16 protein-coding genes are annotated in these 17,003 nt (G+C 39.3%); 13 read left to right on the top strand and 3 right to left on the bottom strand.

What is annotated here, in order from left to right; genetic code table 11:
- Positions 1-2,417: ribonuclease E (gene rne, locus AKG98_RS18290; protein ID WP_255358673.1), on the bottom strand; the 2,417-nt coding region annotated here is incomplete at its 3' end.
- A gap of 540 nt (positions 2,418-2,957) precedes the next feature.
- On the opposite strand from rne, the gene rluC reads away from it, so the two are divergent.
- The gene (gene rluC / locus AKG98_RS18285) at positions 2,958-3,911 is read left to right on the top strand and encodes a 23S rRNA pseudouridine(955/2504/2580) synthase RluC (RefSeq protein WP_067049290.1); all 954 of its coding nucleotides are present in this window, start codon (positions 2,958-2,960) and stop codon (positions 3,909-3,911) included.
- 107 nt (positions 3,912-4,018) lie between these two features.
- Here rluC and AKG98_RS18280 read toward each other — a convergent pair whose 3' ends face one another.
- Positions 4,019-4,606, bottom strand: coding sequence for a nucleoside triphosphate pyrophosphatase (locus AKG98_RS18280; protein ID WP_067049288.1), 588 nt, complete (start codon positions 4,604-4,606; stop codon positions 4,019-4,021).
- 104 nt (positions 4,607-4,710) lie between these two features.
- Between AKG98_RS18280 and yceD the strand changes: the two genes are divergently transcribed.
- From yceD to AKG98_RS18220, 12 genes are all read left to right on the top strand, one after another.
- Positions 4,711-5,259, top strand: coding sequence for a 23S rRNA accumulation protein YceD (gene yceD / locus AKG98_RS18275; protein WP_083544014.1), 549 nt, complete (start codon positions 4,711-4,713; stop codon positions 5,257-5,259).
- A gap of 16 nt (positions 5,260-5,275) precedes the next feature.
- Positions 5,276-5,446, top strand: a complete 171-nt coding sequence (rpmF, locus tag AKG98_RS18270; protein WP_006033904.1) for a 50S ribosomal protein L32 — start codon at positions 5,276-5,278, stop codon at positions 5,444-5,446.
- Between the two features lie 9 nt (positions 5,447-5,455).
- Positions 5,456-6,469 carry a phosphate acyltransferase PlsX gene (plsX, locus tag AKG98_RS18265; protein ID WP_067049286.1) on the top strand — a complete coding sequence of 338 codons (1,014 nt, stop codon included), beginning with the start codon at positions 5,456-5,458 and terminating at the stop codon, positions 6,467-6,469.
- A gap of 131 nt (positions 6,470-6,600) precedes the next feature.
- Complete coding sequence (gene fabD, locus AKG98_RS18260; RefSeq protein WP_067049280.1) at positions 6,601-7,524, top strand: ACP S-malonyltransferase; 924 nt, start codon at positions 6,601-6,603, stop codon at positions 7,522-7,524.
- Between the two features lie 16 nt (positions 7,525-7,540).
- On the top strand, positions 7,541-8,275 hold the full coding sequence (gene fabG / locus AKG98_RS18255) for a 3-oxoacyl-ACP reductase FabG (protein WP_067049277.1): 735 nt from the start codon (positions 7,541-7,543) through the stop codon (positions 8,273-8,275).
- 142 nt (positions 8,276-8,417) lie between these two features.
- Positions 8,418-8,654: an acyl carrier protein gene (gene acpP / locus AKG98_RS18250; RefSeq protein ID WP_067049274.1), complete on the top strand. Its 237-nt coding sequence runs from the start codon at positions 8,418-8,420 to the stop codon at positions 8,652-8,654.
- 119 nt (positions 8,655-8,773) lie between these two features.
- The gene (gene fabF / locus AKG98_RS18245; RefSeq protein ID WP_067049271.1) at positions 8,774-10,018 is read left to right on the top strand and encodes a beta-ketoacyl-ACP synthase II; all 1,245 of its coding nucleotides are present in this window, start codon (positions 8,774-8,776) and stop codon (positions 10,016-10,018) included.
- Between the two features lie 178 nt (positions 10,019-10,196).
- Complete coding sequence (mltG, locus tag AKG98_RS18240) at positions 10,197-11,195, top strand: endolytic transglycosylase MltG (RefSeq protein WP_067049321.1); 999 nt, start codon at positions 10,197-10,199, stop codon at positions 11,193-11,195.
- Positions 11,196-11,210: 15 nt separating this feature from the next.
- Entirely contained in the window at positions 11,211-11,855 is a 645-nt protein-coding gene (gene tmk / locus AKG98_RS18235; protein ID WP_067049268.1) for a dTMP kinase, read from the top strand.
- A gap of 4 nt (positions 11,856-11,859) precedes the next feature.
- The gene (holB, locus tag AKG98_RS18230) at positions 11,860-12,831 is read left to right on the top strand and encodes a DNA polymerase III subunit delta' (RefSeq protein ID WP_067049265.1); all 972 of its coding nucleotides are present in this window, start codon (positions 11,860-11,862) and stop codon (positions 12,829-12,831) included.
- A gap of 1 nt (position 12,832) precedes the next feature.
- Positions 12,833-13,606, top strand: a complete 774-nt coding sequence (locus AKG98_RS18225; protein ID WP_067049262.1) for a TatD family hydrolase — start codon at positions 12,833-12,835, stop codon at positions 13,604-13,606.
- A gap of 154 nt (positions 13,607-13,760) precedes the next feature.
- Positions 13,761-14,012 (top strand): DUF2960 domain-containing protein, encoded by a 252-nt coding sequence (locus tag AKG98_RS18220; RefSeq protein ID WP_043994895.1) that lies wholly within the window; start codon positions 13,761-13,763, stop codon positions 14,010-14,012.
- A 108-nt stretch (positions 14,013-14,120) separates the two neighbouring features.
- On the opposite strand, the gene AKG98_RS18215 is transcribed toward AKG98_RS18220, so the two are convergent.
- On the bottom strand, positions 14,121-16,943 hold the full coding sequence (locus tag AKG98_RS18215; RefSeq protein ID WP_067049259.1) for an Hsp70 family protein: 2,823 nt from the start codon (positions 16,941-16,943) through the stop codon (positions 14,121-14,123).
- Positions 16,944-17,003 lie beyond the last annotated feature (60 nt).

Raw genomic sequence — 17,003 nt, 5'->3', positions numbered from 1 at the left:
GCTGCTGTTACAGGTTTAGTTACTGCTGCTGTTACAGGTTTAGTTACCGCTGCTGTTACAGGTTTAGTTACCGCTGCTGTTACAGGTTTAGTTACCGCTGCTGTTACAGGTTTAGTTACTTCAGCCGTTACAGGCTTAGTTACTTCTGCATTTTCAGTTTTTACTACATCGTTAGTCTTAGCATTTTTAGGGCCACGACGAGTACGTTTAGGTTGCGTATTTACATCAGACTTAGACGTGTTCAAAACATCAGCTGTTGCAGGTGTTTGTTCTGATTCTGCAGATACTGTTTGTTCATTGTTTACACGTACTTTTTTACGCATATTTCGGCGTTGGCGACGTTCAGCTAAAACAGCTTGATTTTGTGAGCTGTTTTCTTCTTTCGCATTTTTAGTCTGTGTAGGCGACTTATCTTGATTGTGAGTTTTTTGTTTTTCATCTAACTTATTGTGCTGTTTTGATTCCACGTTGTTATGCGGTTTCGATTCAACATCGGCTGTTTCATTAGCGTCTTGTTGTTTGTTTTCAACATTATCAAGAGTTCGAGGTTTGCGATTACGACGGGTACGTGGTTTACGAGGCTCATCACTATGACGGTTACTCGATATTTTTTCTGTTACCGTCTTTTTAGGTGCTTCTTTAACCGTTTCTTTTACGACAACTTTTTCGTCGCTACTAAAGAACCCTGAAATAGCTTTGCTAATACGGCTAAATACCGATTCTTTTTCTATAACCGGCTTCACTGGTTTAGCTTGAGTTGGTGCTTTAGGTCTTGTACTTTTTGTTGCTTTTTTAACTTCTGGAGTTGGTTTAGCCGTTGAGTTTTCAGGCGTGTTAATTGGCTTCACAAGCGGTTGAACCGTTTCGTTATTCACTTTTGGTTCATAACGAGTAAATTCACGTGACTGTGTCAGTTCAGTACTTGATAACTCAGAGCTATCGTCATCCGCTTTAACACGAGAAACTTCAAAATGAGGCGTTTGTAAGTTCTCATTTGGAATGATGAAGCTTTTAACTTTATAGCGTTTCTCTAAACGTAGGATTGAGTTACGTTTTTCATTTAATAGGTAAGCAGCAACTGGAACCGGTACTTGCGCTACGATGTGATTTGTATTTTCTTTTAGAGACTCTTCTTCGATTAAACGTAGAATAGAAAGTGCTAAAGATTCATTATCACGGATCGTACCTTGACCATCACAGCGAGGACAGACATGCGTACTTGATTCACCAAGAGAAGGGCGGATACGTTGACGAGACATTTCCATTAGACCAAATCGAGAGATACGACCTAATTGAATTCGCGCTCGATCTTGTCGTACCGCGTCACGTAAGCAGTTTTCAACTTCACGTTGGTTTTTAACTGGACCCATATCGATAAAGTCGATAACAACAAGGCCACCAAGATCTCGTAGACGTAGTTGACGAGCAACTTCATCTGCGGCTTCTAAGTTAGTATTTAATGCTGTTTCTTCAATATCGCCACCGCGTGTTGCACGTGCAGAGTTGATATCAATTGATGTTAAGGCTTCAGTTGGGTCAATAACAATTGAACCACCTGATGGTAGGCGAACTTCGCGTTGAAAAGCTGATTCGATTTGAGTTTCAATTTGGTAGTGATTGAATAAAGGCACATCACCTTGATACAATTTAATACGGTCGATAAAGTCTGGGCGTATTAATTTGATGCGGTTTTTAGCTTCTTCAAACGCTTTTGGATGATCAATGAGAATTTCACCAATATCACGACGAAGATAATCACGAATCGCACGGGCTATCACGTTACTTTCTTGATGTATTAAAAAGGTACCTTGACGGTCTTTAGCACTATCTTGGATTGCTCCCCAATGATTTAACAGTACTTTAAGATCCCATTCTAATTCTTCAGCAGATTTACCCACACCAGCAGTACGAACAATGAGTCCCATGCCTTCTGGTAATTCTAATGTAGCAAGTGCTGATTTGAGTTCAGTACGCTCATCACCTTCGATGCGACGTGAAATACCGCCTGCACGAGGATTGTTTGGCATTAGAACAAGATAACTACCTGCTAAACTAATGAAGGTTGTTAATGCTGCACCTTTGTTACCACGTTCTTCTTTTTCAATCTGAACAATTACTTCGGTACCTTCTGCAACAACATCCTTAATACTCGGACGTCCACGTTGCTTACCTGTACCTTGTTTGAAGTAAGTGCGAGAGATTTCTTTAAGAGGAAGGAAACCGTGGCGGTCTGCACCGTAATCAACAAAAGCAGCTTCTAAGCTTGGTTCTACACGGGTAATTTTACCTTTATAGATATTCGCTTTCTTTTGTTCATGACCAGGGCTTTCAATATCTAGATCATAAAGGCGTTGCCCATCAACTAGCGCAACGCGCAACTCTTCTTTTTGAGTTGCATTAATTAACATTCTTTTCATTTTATTATGTTCTTATAAATTAATTTTCATGCTTGGATAAATTAGTTAGACGTACATCAGGCCTTGTGTCTGTAGATAATCAACCTCTCGGCTGTTTAAATTAAGGCGCTGTTAGATGCTCTAAATGTGATCAAGTGTCTTACGATTATTTCTGCACTTATTAGATTCCATCAATAACTAACGTGTATAATTGCATTCGAAAAGGTGTCATACATAGAAGTTGAATTGTGGGAGGTGGTATCCAGCTGGATAAATGAAACTCCCTATCAACATACACCTTATATACAAAATGTACGCTAAAAATCCGCAGCAAGAATAACGGCATCCTGGTTATTCTGAAATTATTGGTATAAATAAATGATTATTTACCCCAATAGCAGATATACTAAAGCCATTATCATTCTTGGCTGTATTTTTTTAGCAGTACAGAGGGTATTATCCCATTGCCTGTATTAATATAGCAAGTTAACTTTCCATTCAATTTAGAAATTCTTTTCAAATTGATACTTATACGCATTTGAGTTAGACAATAAAATAATTATGACCGATAAAATTTCACCGAAAGTAGAATTTGTAACCATTACTGAAGATTATCAAGGACAGCGAATTGATAACTTTTTACGCACCAAGTTAAAAGGTGTGCCAAAAAGTATGATTTACCGCATCATACGTAAAGGTGAGGTGAGAGTTAACAAGGGTAGAATTAAACCCGAGTATAAATTACAGCCTGAAGATATTGTTCGCGTACCACCTGTGCGAGTTTCAGAAACTGAAGCAATCTCACCGTCTGCGAATTTAGATTCGGTACGTGCACTTGAATCACAAATCATATATGAAGATGACTACTTAATTGTTATCAACAAACCATCTGGCATGGCTGTACATGGTGGTAGTGGATTAAGCTTTGGCTTAATTGAAGGTTTACGTGCTATTCGACCAGATAGTAGATTCTTAGAATTAGTTCACCGTTTAGATCGCGATACGTCAGGTTGTTTACTCGTTGCTAAGAAACGCAGCACGCTTAAAGCGTTACATGAGCAACTCCGTTTAAAAACAATGAGAAAAGATTACCAAGCACTTGTTGCTGGTGCATGGCCACGCAGTTCTCGAATTGTAAATGCCCCACTATTAAAGAACACAGTAAGCTCAGGTGAGCGACTTGTACGTGTTGACAGCGAAGGTAAGGAATCTCAAACGCGTTTCAGCATCATACAGCGTTATGAACATGGCACGCTAGTGCAAGCAAGTCCTATTACAGGTCGTACGCATCAGATCCGTGTTCACGCATTACATGCCGGTCATCCAATTGCTTGTGATGATAAATATGGCGACAAAGATTTTACGAAGCGTATGAATGGTTTGGGCTTAAAGCGCCTGTTCCTGCACGCGGCTCGCTTACAGTTCTTTAACCCTGGTACTCAAGAAACCCAGGAAGTTGAAGCACCATTAGATATAGCGTTAGTTAGAGCGTTAGAAAAATTGAAAAAGTGTTAATCATATAAGTGATTAAGTGTCATTCACTTAGTCATCGTTGATTTAAAAGCCAGTATCCTTGATGCTGGCTTTTTTATGTTCTAAATTTGGCTCAAGTTGTTCTCTATTTAAGCTTCTAAAACGTTATATCCTTGTTCTTGCAAGATCTCAACCAAACTAATAAGCGGTAATCCGATTAAAGTATTTGGATCCTTACCTTCTAATTTAGAAAACAATGCGATACCAAGTCCTTCGCACATGAAACTACCAGCACAATTATACGGTTTTTCAGTTTCAAGATAGTACCGAATTTGGCCCTCAGTTAAGCTTCTGAAATGCACAATAAACTCTTCAACTATCGTATCTGTACGACCTGTGCATTGATTTACAACAGAAAGCCCTGTGTAAAAAGTTATATTTTGTGCAGAAACGGCAGATAATTGTGCAAAAGCTGTTTCAAAATCACCTGGTTTACCTATTATTTTGTTATTAATGACACAAACCTGATCCGATCCGATAGATATTGAGTTACTATACTCCCGACTGGCAGATTGAGCTTTTTCTAGTGCTAGGCGTGATACTAGCATTTCAGCCGTTTCGTTTGGCTTGACGGTTTCATCAACTTTTGGGTTGAAGGTATCGAAAGGGCAGTTTAGTTTTTCTAAAATCTGTTTACGAAATGGCGATGTTGAAGCAAGGATTAGTTTAGGTTTCATGGTTTATCTATCATCAATTATTTAATTATTTGATGATTTTAACGGCAACTGGCCTATTTTTGTAGGGAATTTTGATTTTTTTTCATTTTCCTTTTGACTCTAACATGATGAATCTATATTATCCGCAACCTATGAAAAAGGTAAAACTACCAGTAACTGTTGATCCTTATCGTACTGCTCAACAAAGATTGGACTTCAACACTTGTGTTGAAGGTCGTCTGTTGAAACGTATTACGGATGCAACAGCAGGTGAACCAAGTGATGCCGAGGTATCAATATCGTACGACAAAGATGAGCAAGGTCTTATAGTGATACAGGGTAACGTATCACTAACTGTAAACCTTGAATGTCAGCGTTGTGGTGAGATATTTACGCAAGCTTGTGAAACCGAATTTAGATATAGTCCTGTGAAGAATGATTCCCAGGTCGACGATCTGCCAGATGCTTATGAGCCCATTGAATTGGATGCAAATGGCGAAATAAATCAAATTTCATTGATTGAAGATGAAGTGATTATCAATTTACCACTTGTTGCTTTGCACCAAGTGGAAGATTGTTCAGTGAATCCAAATTACATGAGTTTTGGTGAAATCGAGCCTGCTGATGAGCAGCCCAACCCATTTGCCGCTTTATCTGAATTAAAGCGCAAGTAATCAGGAGTATAGGCCAATGGCTGTACAAAAAAGTAAAGTAACTCGCTCTCGCCGCGGTCAACGTCGTTCACATGACGCTCTAACTGCAGCAGCTACAACTGTTGACGTGACTTCAGGTGAAACTCACCTACGTCACAACGTAACAGCTGATGGTTACTACAAAGGCGTTAAAGTAATTAACAAATAAGTTATTACTTTGCCTAATCTAACAATTGCGTTAGATGCCATGGGGGGCGATTTCGGCCCCCATGTCACTATCCCCGCCGCAATTAATATACTGAAAAAGTATAAAAACCTGTCTATTTACCTTGTCGGTAACGAAGCTGAAATAATCCCTTTATTACAGAATACTTCTACGTCTATTACATCTCGTTATACAATTATTCCTAGTTTCGATGATATACCCATGGATCTTGCCCCTGCGCTATCACTGCGTAACTTTAAGCAATCCTCTATGCGTATGGCATTGAATCTTGTCCGTGAAGGCAAAGCGCAAGCCTGTGTGAGTGCTGGCAATACCGGTGCATTAATGGTGCTTTCACGACACTTACTTAAGGTACTGCCTTTTGTCGATAGACCTGCTTTAGTCTCTGCGCTTCCTACCATGACTAAACAACCTGTATATATGCTCGATTTGGGTGTCAATGTGAGTTGTGATGCGGATGCATTATTTCAATTTGCATTAATGGGGTCTGCACTTGCAGAGCATGTCGGTAATATATCGAATCCAAAAGTTGCTTTACTTAATGTCGGACAAGAAGATATTAAAGGTAATGATTTGGTCAAGCGGGCAGCGCAATTACTGTCTGAGCATCAAAACTTGAACTATATCGGTTTTATTGAAGGCAATGATATTTTTTCTGGTAAAGCAGACGTCATTGTATGTGATGGCTTTACCGGTAATGTCGCACTTAAAACAAGTGAAGGTGTTGTTGACTTGGTCATTTCTCAACTCACATCTGTATCAAATAAGAACATATTTACTAAATTAGTATCACTATTGGTCAAACCACTAATAATGAACAGTCTAAGACGTTTGAAACCCGACCAGTATAACGGAGCAACTTTGTTAGGATTGCCGGGTATTGTAATTAAGAGTCATGGTAATGCTGAGCAGGTTGCCTTTGAATTTGCAATTGAACAGGCTGTAAAAGAAGTTGAGAGTGGATTAGTAGATAAAATATCCACCAGTCTTGATGTGATTGATTAAGATTCAATTTAACTTATTTTATTCGTTTTTTCTCTTGAAAAATTCCATCGTTATCCTCATATTACTTTTTAGTTAGATAAGTTCATTCTCAAATTGATACATGAATCTTTATTAATTTTTATAGGTAATTTATGTCAAAATATGCAGTAGTATTCCCTGGTCAGGGTTCACAAACAATTGGTATGCTTGCAGACCTTGCTTCAGATCATCCAATCGTAGAACAAACGTTTGCTCAAGCAAGTGAAGTGCTTGGCTATGACCTATGGGACTTAGTGCAAAACGGAACTACTGAAGATCTAAGCCAAACTCATATTACGCAACCTGCATTATTGACGACTTCTGTTGCACTGTGGCGAATCGCCTCTGCGAAAGAAAGCTTTAAGCCTTCATTAGTTGCTGGTCATAGTTTAGGCGAGTATTCAGCATTAGTATGTGCTGGTGTAATTAAATTTGAAGACGCAATTGCACTTGTGGAATTACGTGGACAATTGATGCAACAAGCTGTACCACAAGGTATTGGCGCAATGGCCGCGGTTATTGGATTAGATAATGATGCGACGATTGCAGCTTGTGCAAAAGCGGCTGAAGATGAAGTTGTATCAGCTGTAAACTTTAATTCACCTGGTCAGGTGGTTATTGCGGGTAATAAAGCCGCGGTTGCTCGTGCTTCTGAGTTATGTATTGAAGCGGGTGCCCGACGTGTCATGCCTTTACCTGTAAGCGTACCTTCTCATTGTTCGTTGATGAAACCTGCAGCGGATGAATTAAAAATCGCATTAGAACAAGTTACTTTTAATACGCCTGTCATTAAGTTGATTAATAATGTGGATGTAGCGTCACCAACGGATGCGGATAGCATTAAAGATGCGCTTATACGTCAACTTTATATGCCAGTACGCTGGACTGAAGTGATAGAGGTTATGGCGAAAGAAGAAATTACAGCGTTATATGAATTTGGTCCTGGTAAAGTACTCACAGGACTTGTTAAGCGTATTGATAAAACGATTAAAGGTAGTGCAGTAAATAATCAAGCAACAATTGCTGATTTTGCATAACAGTAGGAATAAATAAATGAGTTTTTCAAGTAAAACAGTACTCGTGACGGGCGCAAGCCGTGGTATTGGTCGCGCAATCGCGGAACATTTTGCAAAGTTAGGTGCCAGAGTTATTGGTACAGCAACTTCTGCACAAGGTGCTGAGCGTATTGGCGCTTATTTAGGGGATGCGGGTTTTGGTTTGGAACTAAATGTGACAAATCAAGATTCAGTTGATGCCTTATATGCCGAGATCAAAACCCGTGTTGGGCACATCGATATTTTGGTGAATAATGCCGGTATTACAGCAGATAATATCTTCTTGCGTATGAAAGAAGATGAATGGTGTAATGTTATTGACACTAACTTGACCTCTTTATATCGTCTATGTAAGCCTTGCTTACGCGGTATGATGAAGCAACGTTTTGGTCGTATCATTAATATTGGCTCTGTTGTTGGTTCAACTGGTAACGGCGGTCAAGCAAATTACGCAGCGGCTAAATCAGGTTTATTAGGTTTTACTAAGTCACTTGCAAGTGAAATTGCGTCTCGCGGTATCACTGTTAATGCGGTAGCACCTGGTTTTATCGAAACAGATATGACAAGTGAGTTATCGGAAGAACAAAAACAAACAATATTAGCTCAAGTACCAACCAATCGTCTTGGGAGTACTGTTGAGATAGCGGAAACTGTTGGATTTTTAGCATCTGATGGTGCAAGCTATATCACGGGTGAGACCATCCATGTAAATGGCGGAATGTATATGGCATAGCCATTTATATTTGATTTTGTTTATAAATTTGCGAGCTTTTTCACCATTCGTGGTTTGACCACCAAGTTAAGGGTTGCAAGTTTATGAGTAATCAATAAACTACTAATCAAAAGCTTTATATTTTTTAAAGGAAAAGTAAAACATGAGTAACTTCGAAGAACGCGTAAAAAAAATCATTATTGAACAACTTGGTGTTAAAGAAGAAGAAGTGAAAAACGAAGCTTCTTTTGTTGATGACCTAGGTGCAGATTCTCTAGATACAGTTGAACTAGTTATGGCTCTAGAAGAAGAATTCGATACTGATATCCCAGACGATGAAGCAGAGAAAATCACTACTGTTCAAGCTGCAATCGACTTCGTTGTTTCTAGCGCTGAATAATTCAGCTGATTAACTTCTCGATGAGAGATAATCAAAATAAAGTTGTTTTTATAATGACTTTATAAATATATAAAAGCGGTCGCAAGACCGCTTTTTTTTTGCCTATTTGGAGAACGAGTGTGGCTAATAGAAGAGTTGTAATTACAGGATTAGGTATTGTTTCACCGGTTGGTAACTCTGTTACGACTTCATGGGAAGCAATTAAATCTGGTATCAGCGGCATTGAAAATATTGAGCACTTTGATACCACTAATTTTTCAACAAAGTTTGCTGGCTTAGTGAATGATTTTGATGCTGAAGCGGCTGGGCTTAGCCGTAAAGACTGCCGTAAAATGGATTTATTCATCCAATACGGGATCGTAGCAGCAGAGCAAGCAATTAAAGATTCAGGGCTAGTTATTACTGAACAAAATGCAACCCGAGTTGGTACTGCTATTGGTTCTGGTATTGGTGGACTTGGTCTGATTGAGCAAAATGTGCATAATTTTGCTAAAGGTGGGGCACGTAAAGTGAGTCCATTCTTTGTACCTTCAACGATTGTTAATATGGTTGCTGGCCATGTGTCTATCCGTAACAATCTGAAAGGTCCAAACATTGCCATCGCAACGGCTTGTACTTCAGGGACGCACTGTATTGGTCAATCTGCGCGTATGATTGCATATGGCGATGCCGATGTAATGGTTGCCGGTGGTGCAGAAAAAGCATCAACAGAAATGGGCATGGCGGGCTTTGGTTCAGCGAAAGCATTATCAACGCGTAATGATGACCCACAAAAAGCAAGTCGTCCTTGGGATAAAGACCGTGATGGTTTTGTGCTTGGCGATGGTGCGGGTATTTTGGTTCTGGAAGAATATGAGCATGCTGTAGCTCGTGGTGCAACTATCTATGCTGAATTAGTTGGCTTCGGCATGAGTGGCGATGCATTCCACATGACGTCACCGCCTGAAGACGGAGCCGGTGCTGCTCTAGCGATGAGTAATGCAATCGCTGATGCGGGTATTGAAGCAAGTGAAGTAGGTTATGTAAATGCACATGGCACATCAACACCGGCTGGTGATAAAGCCGAAACTGCTGCGGTTAAATCTGTATTTGGCGAGCACGCTTATAAACTTGCAGTTAGCTCAACAAAATCAATGACTGGTCACCTTTTGGGTGCGGCCGGTGCGATCGAAGCCATTTTTACAATTCTTGCTTTAAGAGATCAAATATTACCCCCAACAATCAACTTGGAGAATCCAAGTGAAGGTTGTGATCTGGATTTTGTGACCGATGGAGCTCGTGCAGTGAGTATGGAATACGCTTTATCAAACTCATTTGGTTTTGGTGGGACGAACGGTTCGCTATTATTTAAAAAAGCGGACTAAGATATCAAAGTCATCACGTTAAACAGTTAATTATTCATTTTGGTATAGCGAATATAATAAAATAAGTGTTTTTAGTTATTTGATATCCACATACAAGGTGATTAAACACACCTTGTATGTATCAAACAATTTTTCATTGGTGTAAAATGTGTGCTGGATTTAATTTATGCATCGAGCTATGAAAAAGATAATTACTGCTATTTCCTTATTGTTTACCATTCTATTGATTGCTGGCGTACTTTTCTATTCACGCTATCAATCATTTGTATCCGCTGAACGTGTACAAACAGATCATATCCTCACTGTTTCTTCGGGTGATACCGCGCAATTAATCGCTAATCAAATGATTCTGGAGAGCAACTTCGAATCTAAAGTCTTTTTACGCGTCTTTTTTAAACAAAATCCAGGTATTACCAATATCAAACTTGGGTCGTATAAAGTAGCAGCGGGCTGGAATTTCCAAACATTATTCGAGCACCTTGTGTCTGGGGGGGAGTTCCAGTATAAAATCACCTTCATCGAAGGATCAACATTTAAAGAATGGCGCAAGCAGTTAACACAAGCAACGGGTATTATTGATGATACGGCTGACTTATCTGAAGTAGAATTAGCACAATTATTACAAATAGAAAACTCAAAGCTTGAAGGCTTGATGCTGCCTGAGACCTATTTTTATCCGCAAGGGACGTTAGTTTCAGCGTTATATTTAAAATCACATAAAAAACTCCAAGCTTATTTAGATACAGCGTGGGAAACAAGAGATAAAAATTTACCGCTAAAAACACCTTATGAAGCGCTGATTCTTGCCTCTATCATCGAGAAAGAGACGGGATTAGAAAGCGAAAGAGCGACCGTATCGTCTGTGTTTATTAATCGATTGAACAGACGTATGCGTTTACAGACTGACCCAACCGTCATTTATGGCATGGGTGATGAGTATAAAGGTAATATTCGTCGTAAACACCTACGTCAAAAAACAGATTACAACACATATGTGATTAGAGGTTTACCGCCCACACCGATTGCGATGGTCGGTAAAATGTCTATTGATGCAGCACTACATCCAGCCAAAACAAGCTATTTATATTTTGTTGCAAGTGGTGACGGTGGTCATTATTTTTCAAAGAATTTAAAAGAACACAATCGTGCTGTTCGTAAATACATTTTAAAAAGATAATTGAAGAGAGTTATTGTGCAAGCTAAATTTTTAGTAATCGAAGGCCTTGAAGGCGCAGGTAAAAGTACCGCAGTAAGTACCGTTATTAATTGGCTCGCGGAGCAGGGGATCACAGATGTCATCACCACACGTGAACCAGGCGGAACGAAACTTGCCGAAAAGATGCGTGCTATTGTGAAAGAAGTGAATACCGAAGAACCGCTTACTAAGTCAGCTGAACTAATGCTAATGTATGCGGCACGTGCTCAATTGGTTGAAAATGTCATTAAACCAGCATTGGCAAAAGGGCAATGGGTTGTTGGTGATCGTCATGATCTATCTTCGATAGCTTATCAAGGTGGTGGTCGTGGTTTTGATATTACGGTGTTGAATACATTGCGTAATGTTGCTATTGGCGACTTTAAACCAGACATGACATTATTATTAGATATCGATCCTGCTGTTGGTCTACAACGCGCTCAAGTTCGTGGCGAATTAGATCGTATTGAATTAGAGCAGTTATCTTTTTTCCAACGTATTGGCGCTAAATACAAAGAGCTTGCTGAAGCTGATGACAGTATTTATTGTGTTGATGCTGGCCAGAATATTGATAATGTTCAAGCACAAATCCGTGATGTATTAACGGCGAATGTTAATTGTAATAATGAAAGTGTTGAATAATTAAATGCTATATCCTTGGTTATTACCTCATTGGGAAAAACAGCAAATGCAAATGACCGCGGGTCGTTTGCACCATGCTTTGTTTATTACTAGTGCGAGCGGTATGGGAAAATTGTCATATGCGCAGACACTTGCTCAAACATTATTATGTAAAGAGCCTATTGGTTGGGAACCTTGCCACCAATGTCACCCTTGCCAGTTATTCGAGACCAGTGTACATCCTGATTATTATTTGGTTTCAACTGAACCCGGTAAAGTAATTGGTGTTGATCAAATAAGGCATATTAGTCAGAAATTAAATGAGTATTCACAGCTTTCTGGTAATAAAGTCGTCATTATCGAGCATGCTGAAAGCTTTAATTTAGCCTCTGCTAATGCGTTACTTAAAACACTAGAAGAACCAAGTAATGGTAGCTACATCATTCTGTTGGCTGAAAATAAGTCACAAGTATTACCGACAATTTATAGCCGATGTCAAAAGCTGCACCTTCCAGCGCCGCCGGAGCAGGAGACACTTTCATGGTTACAGCAGCAGTTCCCGATAGAGAGCCCGACATTGACTGCTATCCGCATTAATCATGGGGCACCTTTACACACGCTAAGTTATTTAAACAACGGCGATGATGATTTGCGTAAAGAGGTATTCTCGAATATAGCATTGCTGACACAACAGCCAGCTGCGATTACGCGATTGTGTGAGATCATTACAGACCGCACATTAGAGAAGCTATCTTGGTTACAATTTATCTTACTTGATTTACAGAAAGTGAATCGGGGTGTAGGCATTGATTATATTGTTAATACAGACCAACTTGAATGGTTAACACACTTCTCAACCCTGTTATCACAAGAAAAAATTACTCAACTACAATCAGAGTTGACAGAGCTTCGTCAGTTATTAATGCAAAATAATAACTTAACGGCTGAAACATTGATTCTGTCATTTTTAATTAAACTAAAAAGATTCATAAATTAATATGTTAGTAGATTCTCATTGCCATTTAGATGGCCTAAATTACGATACGATTCATACCGATCTTGCCGATGTTGTTAATAAAGCAACAGAACGTGGTGTGTCGCATTTATTAAGTGTATCAGTGACTTTACCCCGCTTCAAAACAATGATTGAACTGATAGCCAAATTTGACAATATTCATGCATCATGTGGTGTTCATCCACTTAATCTTGAAGATGAATACGAAAAGTCAGAATTATTGGCATTAGCACAAAATGAAAAAGTCGTTGCTATCGGTGAGACGGGTTTAGATTATTTCTATTCACCTGAAAACAAAGATATCCAGCAAGCGTCATTCCGTAATCATATTCAAGTTGCAATTGAGCTTAATAAACCACTGATTATTCATACGCGTGGTGCTGTTGACGACACAATCCGTATCTTAAAAGAAGAAGGTGCAGAGAAAATTGGTGGTGTTATCCACTGTTTTACTGAATCAGATGCAATGGCGGCAGCGGTATTGGAAATGGGATTTTATATTTCTATTTCAGGTATCGTGACGTTCAAATCAGCAAAAGATTTGCAAGCCGTGGTTAAAACAATTCCGACTAATCGATTATTGGTTGAAACTGATTCACCTTACTTAGCGCCTGTACCTTACCGCGGTAAAGAGAATCAACCTGCTTATGTTCGTGCTGTTGCCGAATTCGTTGCTGATTTGCGTGGCGTAACCTTCGCCGAATTAGCAGAATCAACGACAGAGAACTACTTTAAGCTGTTTAACGCTAAAAAGTAATATCAACCTGATATAGCATCTTGACGTAACGTGGTTATATACAGCACTCAACTTTTGACGACTGAGTTGAGTGTGGTATTATCCACACAAATTACAGTACTATCTCGATATTCGTGTGACGAACTATCGAATTCAATTATTATTTGGAGGCATTTTGGCTCACCTAATTACCTATACGTATAAAAAACAAGATAAGAAAATTCCATTTTCATATAGACAGTTCCACCATATCTATGAAGCGGCTGCTGCAGAAGAAGGCATCGACCTAACGCAATATTTGATAATGGAAAAACAAGTTGAAGATGTATCGAAAGGTACGAAATCAGTAAGAGAATTCCGTAAAAACCATTTTACTAAATTAGGCTTTACTAATATGTGGTTTATTAAAGATGGTATTGAAGAATAACAAGTAAGTGATAAAGTGTTTAACGATTCATGAGTAGTCTATGAATAGTTAAATATGAATAATAGGTGGTCAATGAAGACCACCTATTAAAATAGCGTTAACTAAACGCTATGATAGTAACGTCAAACCAGTTGGTAAACTGTCACCAAAAATACGCTTCATTACCGTCTCATCAGAAGTTTGCACATCACGTACTAATGCTAACCAAGTTTCCGATAATTTATTTTGCGTTAATTTCTCTATCACCGCTTCTCTTACCTTATCTTGAATATCCATTTCTCTATCACCGGTTTTTCTGGCAATCATAACGGCTGCAAAAGCAATGTGTGGTTCTGTTTGCCAATTAGCTTCAAGTAATGTATTTAGCCATGTTTCAGCAATATGGCGTGGAATAACATTATGTTGGCTACCATAAAATGCTACACGAGACGCGATACGACCTAATGCCCACCAGTGCAATTGCTGATTTTGTGGTTTCTTTAATTTAGCCAGTAAGTATTCACCAAACTCAACTTTTAGCGCCACTGGAATGTGTTCTAGTGATGCGGCAAGTCGAATAATATCATCATAGCTGCGTTGTTTCGCTTGATTGATGATTTTGGCATGTTTATTACTGTCTTCAACAAAGTAGACAGAAAGAGTATCGTATATTTCGATCTGCTGTTGTTCGTTAAGCCCACCAGCAATACGACGCCATAAATTCCACCAATCACTCCATGATTGTGTCGATTTGTTGTACTGAATAGCAGATTTGAATATTGGCCAAATCTGTTCCATACGCCAGTCATCAGCAGGATAGCCAAAGCCAGGACGAAGCAGGAAGCTTGTTAGTTTTAACCAATTGCGTTCATGCTGCTCGGTACGGCGGCGGTTTTTAGCAAATTGTAAACACGGCGCAGCAAGTTCACGTAATAGATCTGTGTCCCAGGTATCACGTTTACCTAAGCGTTTATCAAGGTCGTTACGCAGTGATTTAACTAACTTAGGATCGCTTTTTTTACTACTTACACCATACACAGCTTCAATTAATTTAATGGCCTCTGGAAGGTTAGGGTGACGCTGTTTAACCGCATTGGTATCTTTAGTATCATCATTGGTCGTCTTATTTGATAAGCTTGGACGAACAGAGAACTCTAATGCCCAGCGTTGCTTATTGTTGGTTTCACTCACACATTCAAGTTGTAAGGTACCAATGCTACTCAACTTGCAAGACAAGTACACGGACTCAAAACGTTTGTGATCTTTGTGCTCAGGGATCGTGACGACAAAAGGTGGTAACGGCGTTTTACCTTTCAACTCACTCTCAAACTCTTTTTCAAACTTTTTATCAATAATGTCACCAGGTTTTAAATTGCTTTCATAGCTTGTGGTGGCAAGGTTGAAACGAATGGGTTCACCGATAGTTAACGAAAACAAACGGCTATCTAAATTGATAACTTGCTCGTCTTCTGTCCCTTTCGGCAATAGACAAATAGATTGTGGTGTACCAGAACGGTCGGTTATTTCAATGAAATAATTTCGTGGACTACCACCACCAATTTTTTTCTGTTTACCCATTTTGGCAAAGCCAAATTCAACGGCGCCATATGCAACCGATAAATCAGGATTACCATTGTGTAACATCTGAACTTTTTGTTGCTTCCAACCCGATAACACTTTTTCAATGTGCAGTTTAACTTGTTGGCTATTAAAGATACCACCATTAACAAGGATTGCGGCTGGCACTATTGTGGGATCATAATCTTCAGTTGCGTCTACATCGTAATAAGTATGGATGAATTCGGCAATGTGTTTTGAAATCGCAGGATCAGACGTATAAGGTAAACCAAATTCAACCACCGCATTTTTTCTGTGCGTTGGTAATTCGTTAAACGCGCTATTGGGCAGGAAGCCATTAAACACCATATCGATGACTTCATTTTTGGTGAGTTCACATTTTTTAGACTGCGCAATTAACTTCGACCCACGACCCAGTAAGGTAATAGATGTGGTACTTGGTGGTTGCTCGGATAAAAACAGCTCTTTTGCTTGGCGTGTCTGCTGTATTAGTTGCCCTAATGCCGCAGATTTTAAACGTTGGTCTGGTGATATTCTTGATTCGACAATATGAGCTAACGCTAAGTCGATGTTATCACCACCGAGCATTAAATGATCACCAACTGCGACACGATTTAAATTTAGCTCGCCATGATCTAATGACATTTCGATTAAGCTTAAATCCGTTGTACCACCACCTATGTCACAAACAAGCATGGTTTTATCGTGTTCAATTAAGTCTGTTTTAGCTTGTTTATTACGGTGATACCAGTCATAACAAACGGCTTGTGGTTCTTCTAATAGCGTCACGTTTGTTAAGCCAACGAGATCTGCAGCGGCGAGAGTTAATGCACGGGCTGTGTCGTTAAAAGAGGCTGGAACAGTAATGGTAATATTTTGGTCGGCAAGTAAGTGCTCTGGATTATGATAATTCCAAGACGCTTGAAAGTGTGCAAGGTAGCTTGCACTGGCAATAACTGGCGATACTTTTTCAATGTTATCTTCAACAGCCCAAGGGAGAATTGCAGCTTGTGCATCGATACTTGGATGAGACAACCAACTTTTGGCACTAGAAACTAAACGGCCTTTGGTTTTTGTACCTAAATCACGCGCCCATTGACCAACAATGACATTTGCTATTTCACCGTTAAAATTAATTTTTTTCCAAGGTAAAACACAATCAGTTGGGGCAATTTCGTTGTCATTAAAATGATAGCGGAATGAAGGGAGTAACGGTTTTCTTGCGACTTCGCCAGGACCAACCAATTGGTCAACGAGAAATACAGAAGCGCTGGCTTGATAATCATCGATATTTTTATAAGAAAGAACACTGTGGGTGGTGCCAAGATCGATGCCAATTACATATTGCGCTGTTTTAGAAACAGGTGAGGGCATTAAAAACTCCATATAATAAAACTCAGGGCAAAGTGCCCTGAGTTAAGTACACATTTATCA

Source organism: Moritella sp. JT01 (assembly GCF_001574435.1).
GTDB lineage: Bacteria > Pseudomonadota > Gammaproteobacteria > Enterobacterales > Moritellaceae > Moritella.
This window is presented reverse-complemented; position numbering and strand designations above follow the sequence as displayed.

Excerpts from the sequence above, each read along its gene's own strand:
- rluC (WP_067049290.1), top strand. The coding sequence starts at position 2,958 with ATGACCGATAAAATTTCACCGAAAGTAGAATTTGTAACCATTACTGAA.
- AKG98_RS18280 (WP_067049288.1), bottom strand. The coding sequence starts at position 4,606 with ATGAAACCTAAACTAATCCTTGCTTCAACATCGCCATTTCGTAAACAG.
- yceD (WP_083544014.1), top strand. The coding sequence starts at position 4,711 with ATGATGAATCTATATTATCCGCAACCTATGAAAAAGGTAAAACTACCA.
- rpmF (WP_006033904.1), top strand. The coding sequence starts at position 5,276 with ATGGCTGTACAAAAAAGTAAAGTAACTCGCTCTCGCCGCGGTCAACGT.
- fabD (WP_067049280.1), top strand. The coding sequence starts at position 6,601 with ATGTCAAAATATGCAGTAGTATTCCCTGGTCAGGGTTCACAAACAATT.
- fabG (WP_067049277.1), top strand. The coding sequence starts at position 7,541 with ATGAGTTTTTCAAGTAAAACAGTACTCGTGACGGGCGCAAGCCGTGGT.
- acpP (WP_067049274.1), top strand. The coding sequence starts at position 8,418 with ATGAGTAACTTCGAAGAACGCGTAAAAAAAATCATTATTGAACAACTT.
- mltG (WP_067049321.1), top strand. The coding sequence starts at position 10,197 with ATGAAAAAGATAATTACTGCTATTTCCTTATTGTTTACCATTCTATTG.
- holB (WP_067049265.1), top strand. The coding sequence starts at position 11,860 with ATGCTATATCCTTGGTTATTACCTCATTGGGAAAAACAGCAAATGCAA.
- AKG98_RS18225 (WP_067049262.1), top strand. The coding sequence starts at position 12,833 with ATGTTAGTAGATTCTCATTGCCATTTAGATGGCCTAAATTACGATACG.
- AKG98_RS18215 (WP_067049259.1), bottom strand. The coding sequence starts at position 16,943 with ATGCCCTCACCTGTTTCTAAAACAGCGCAATATGTAATTGGCATCGAT.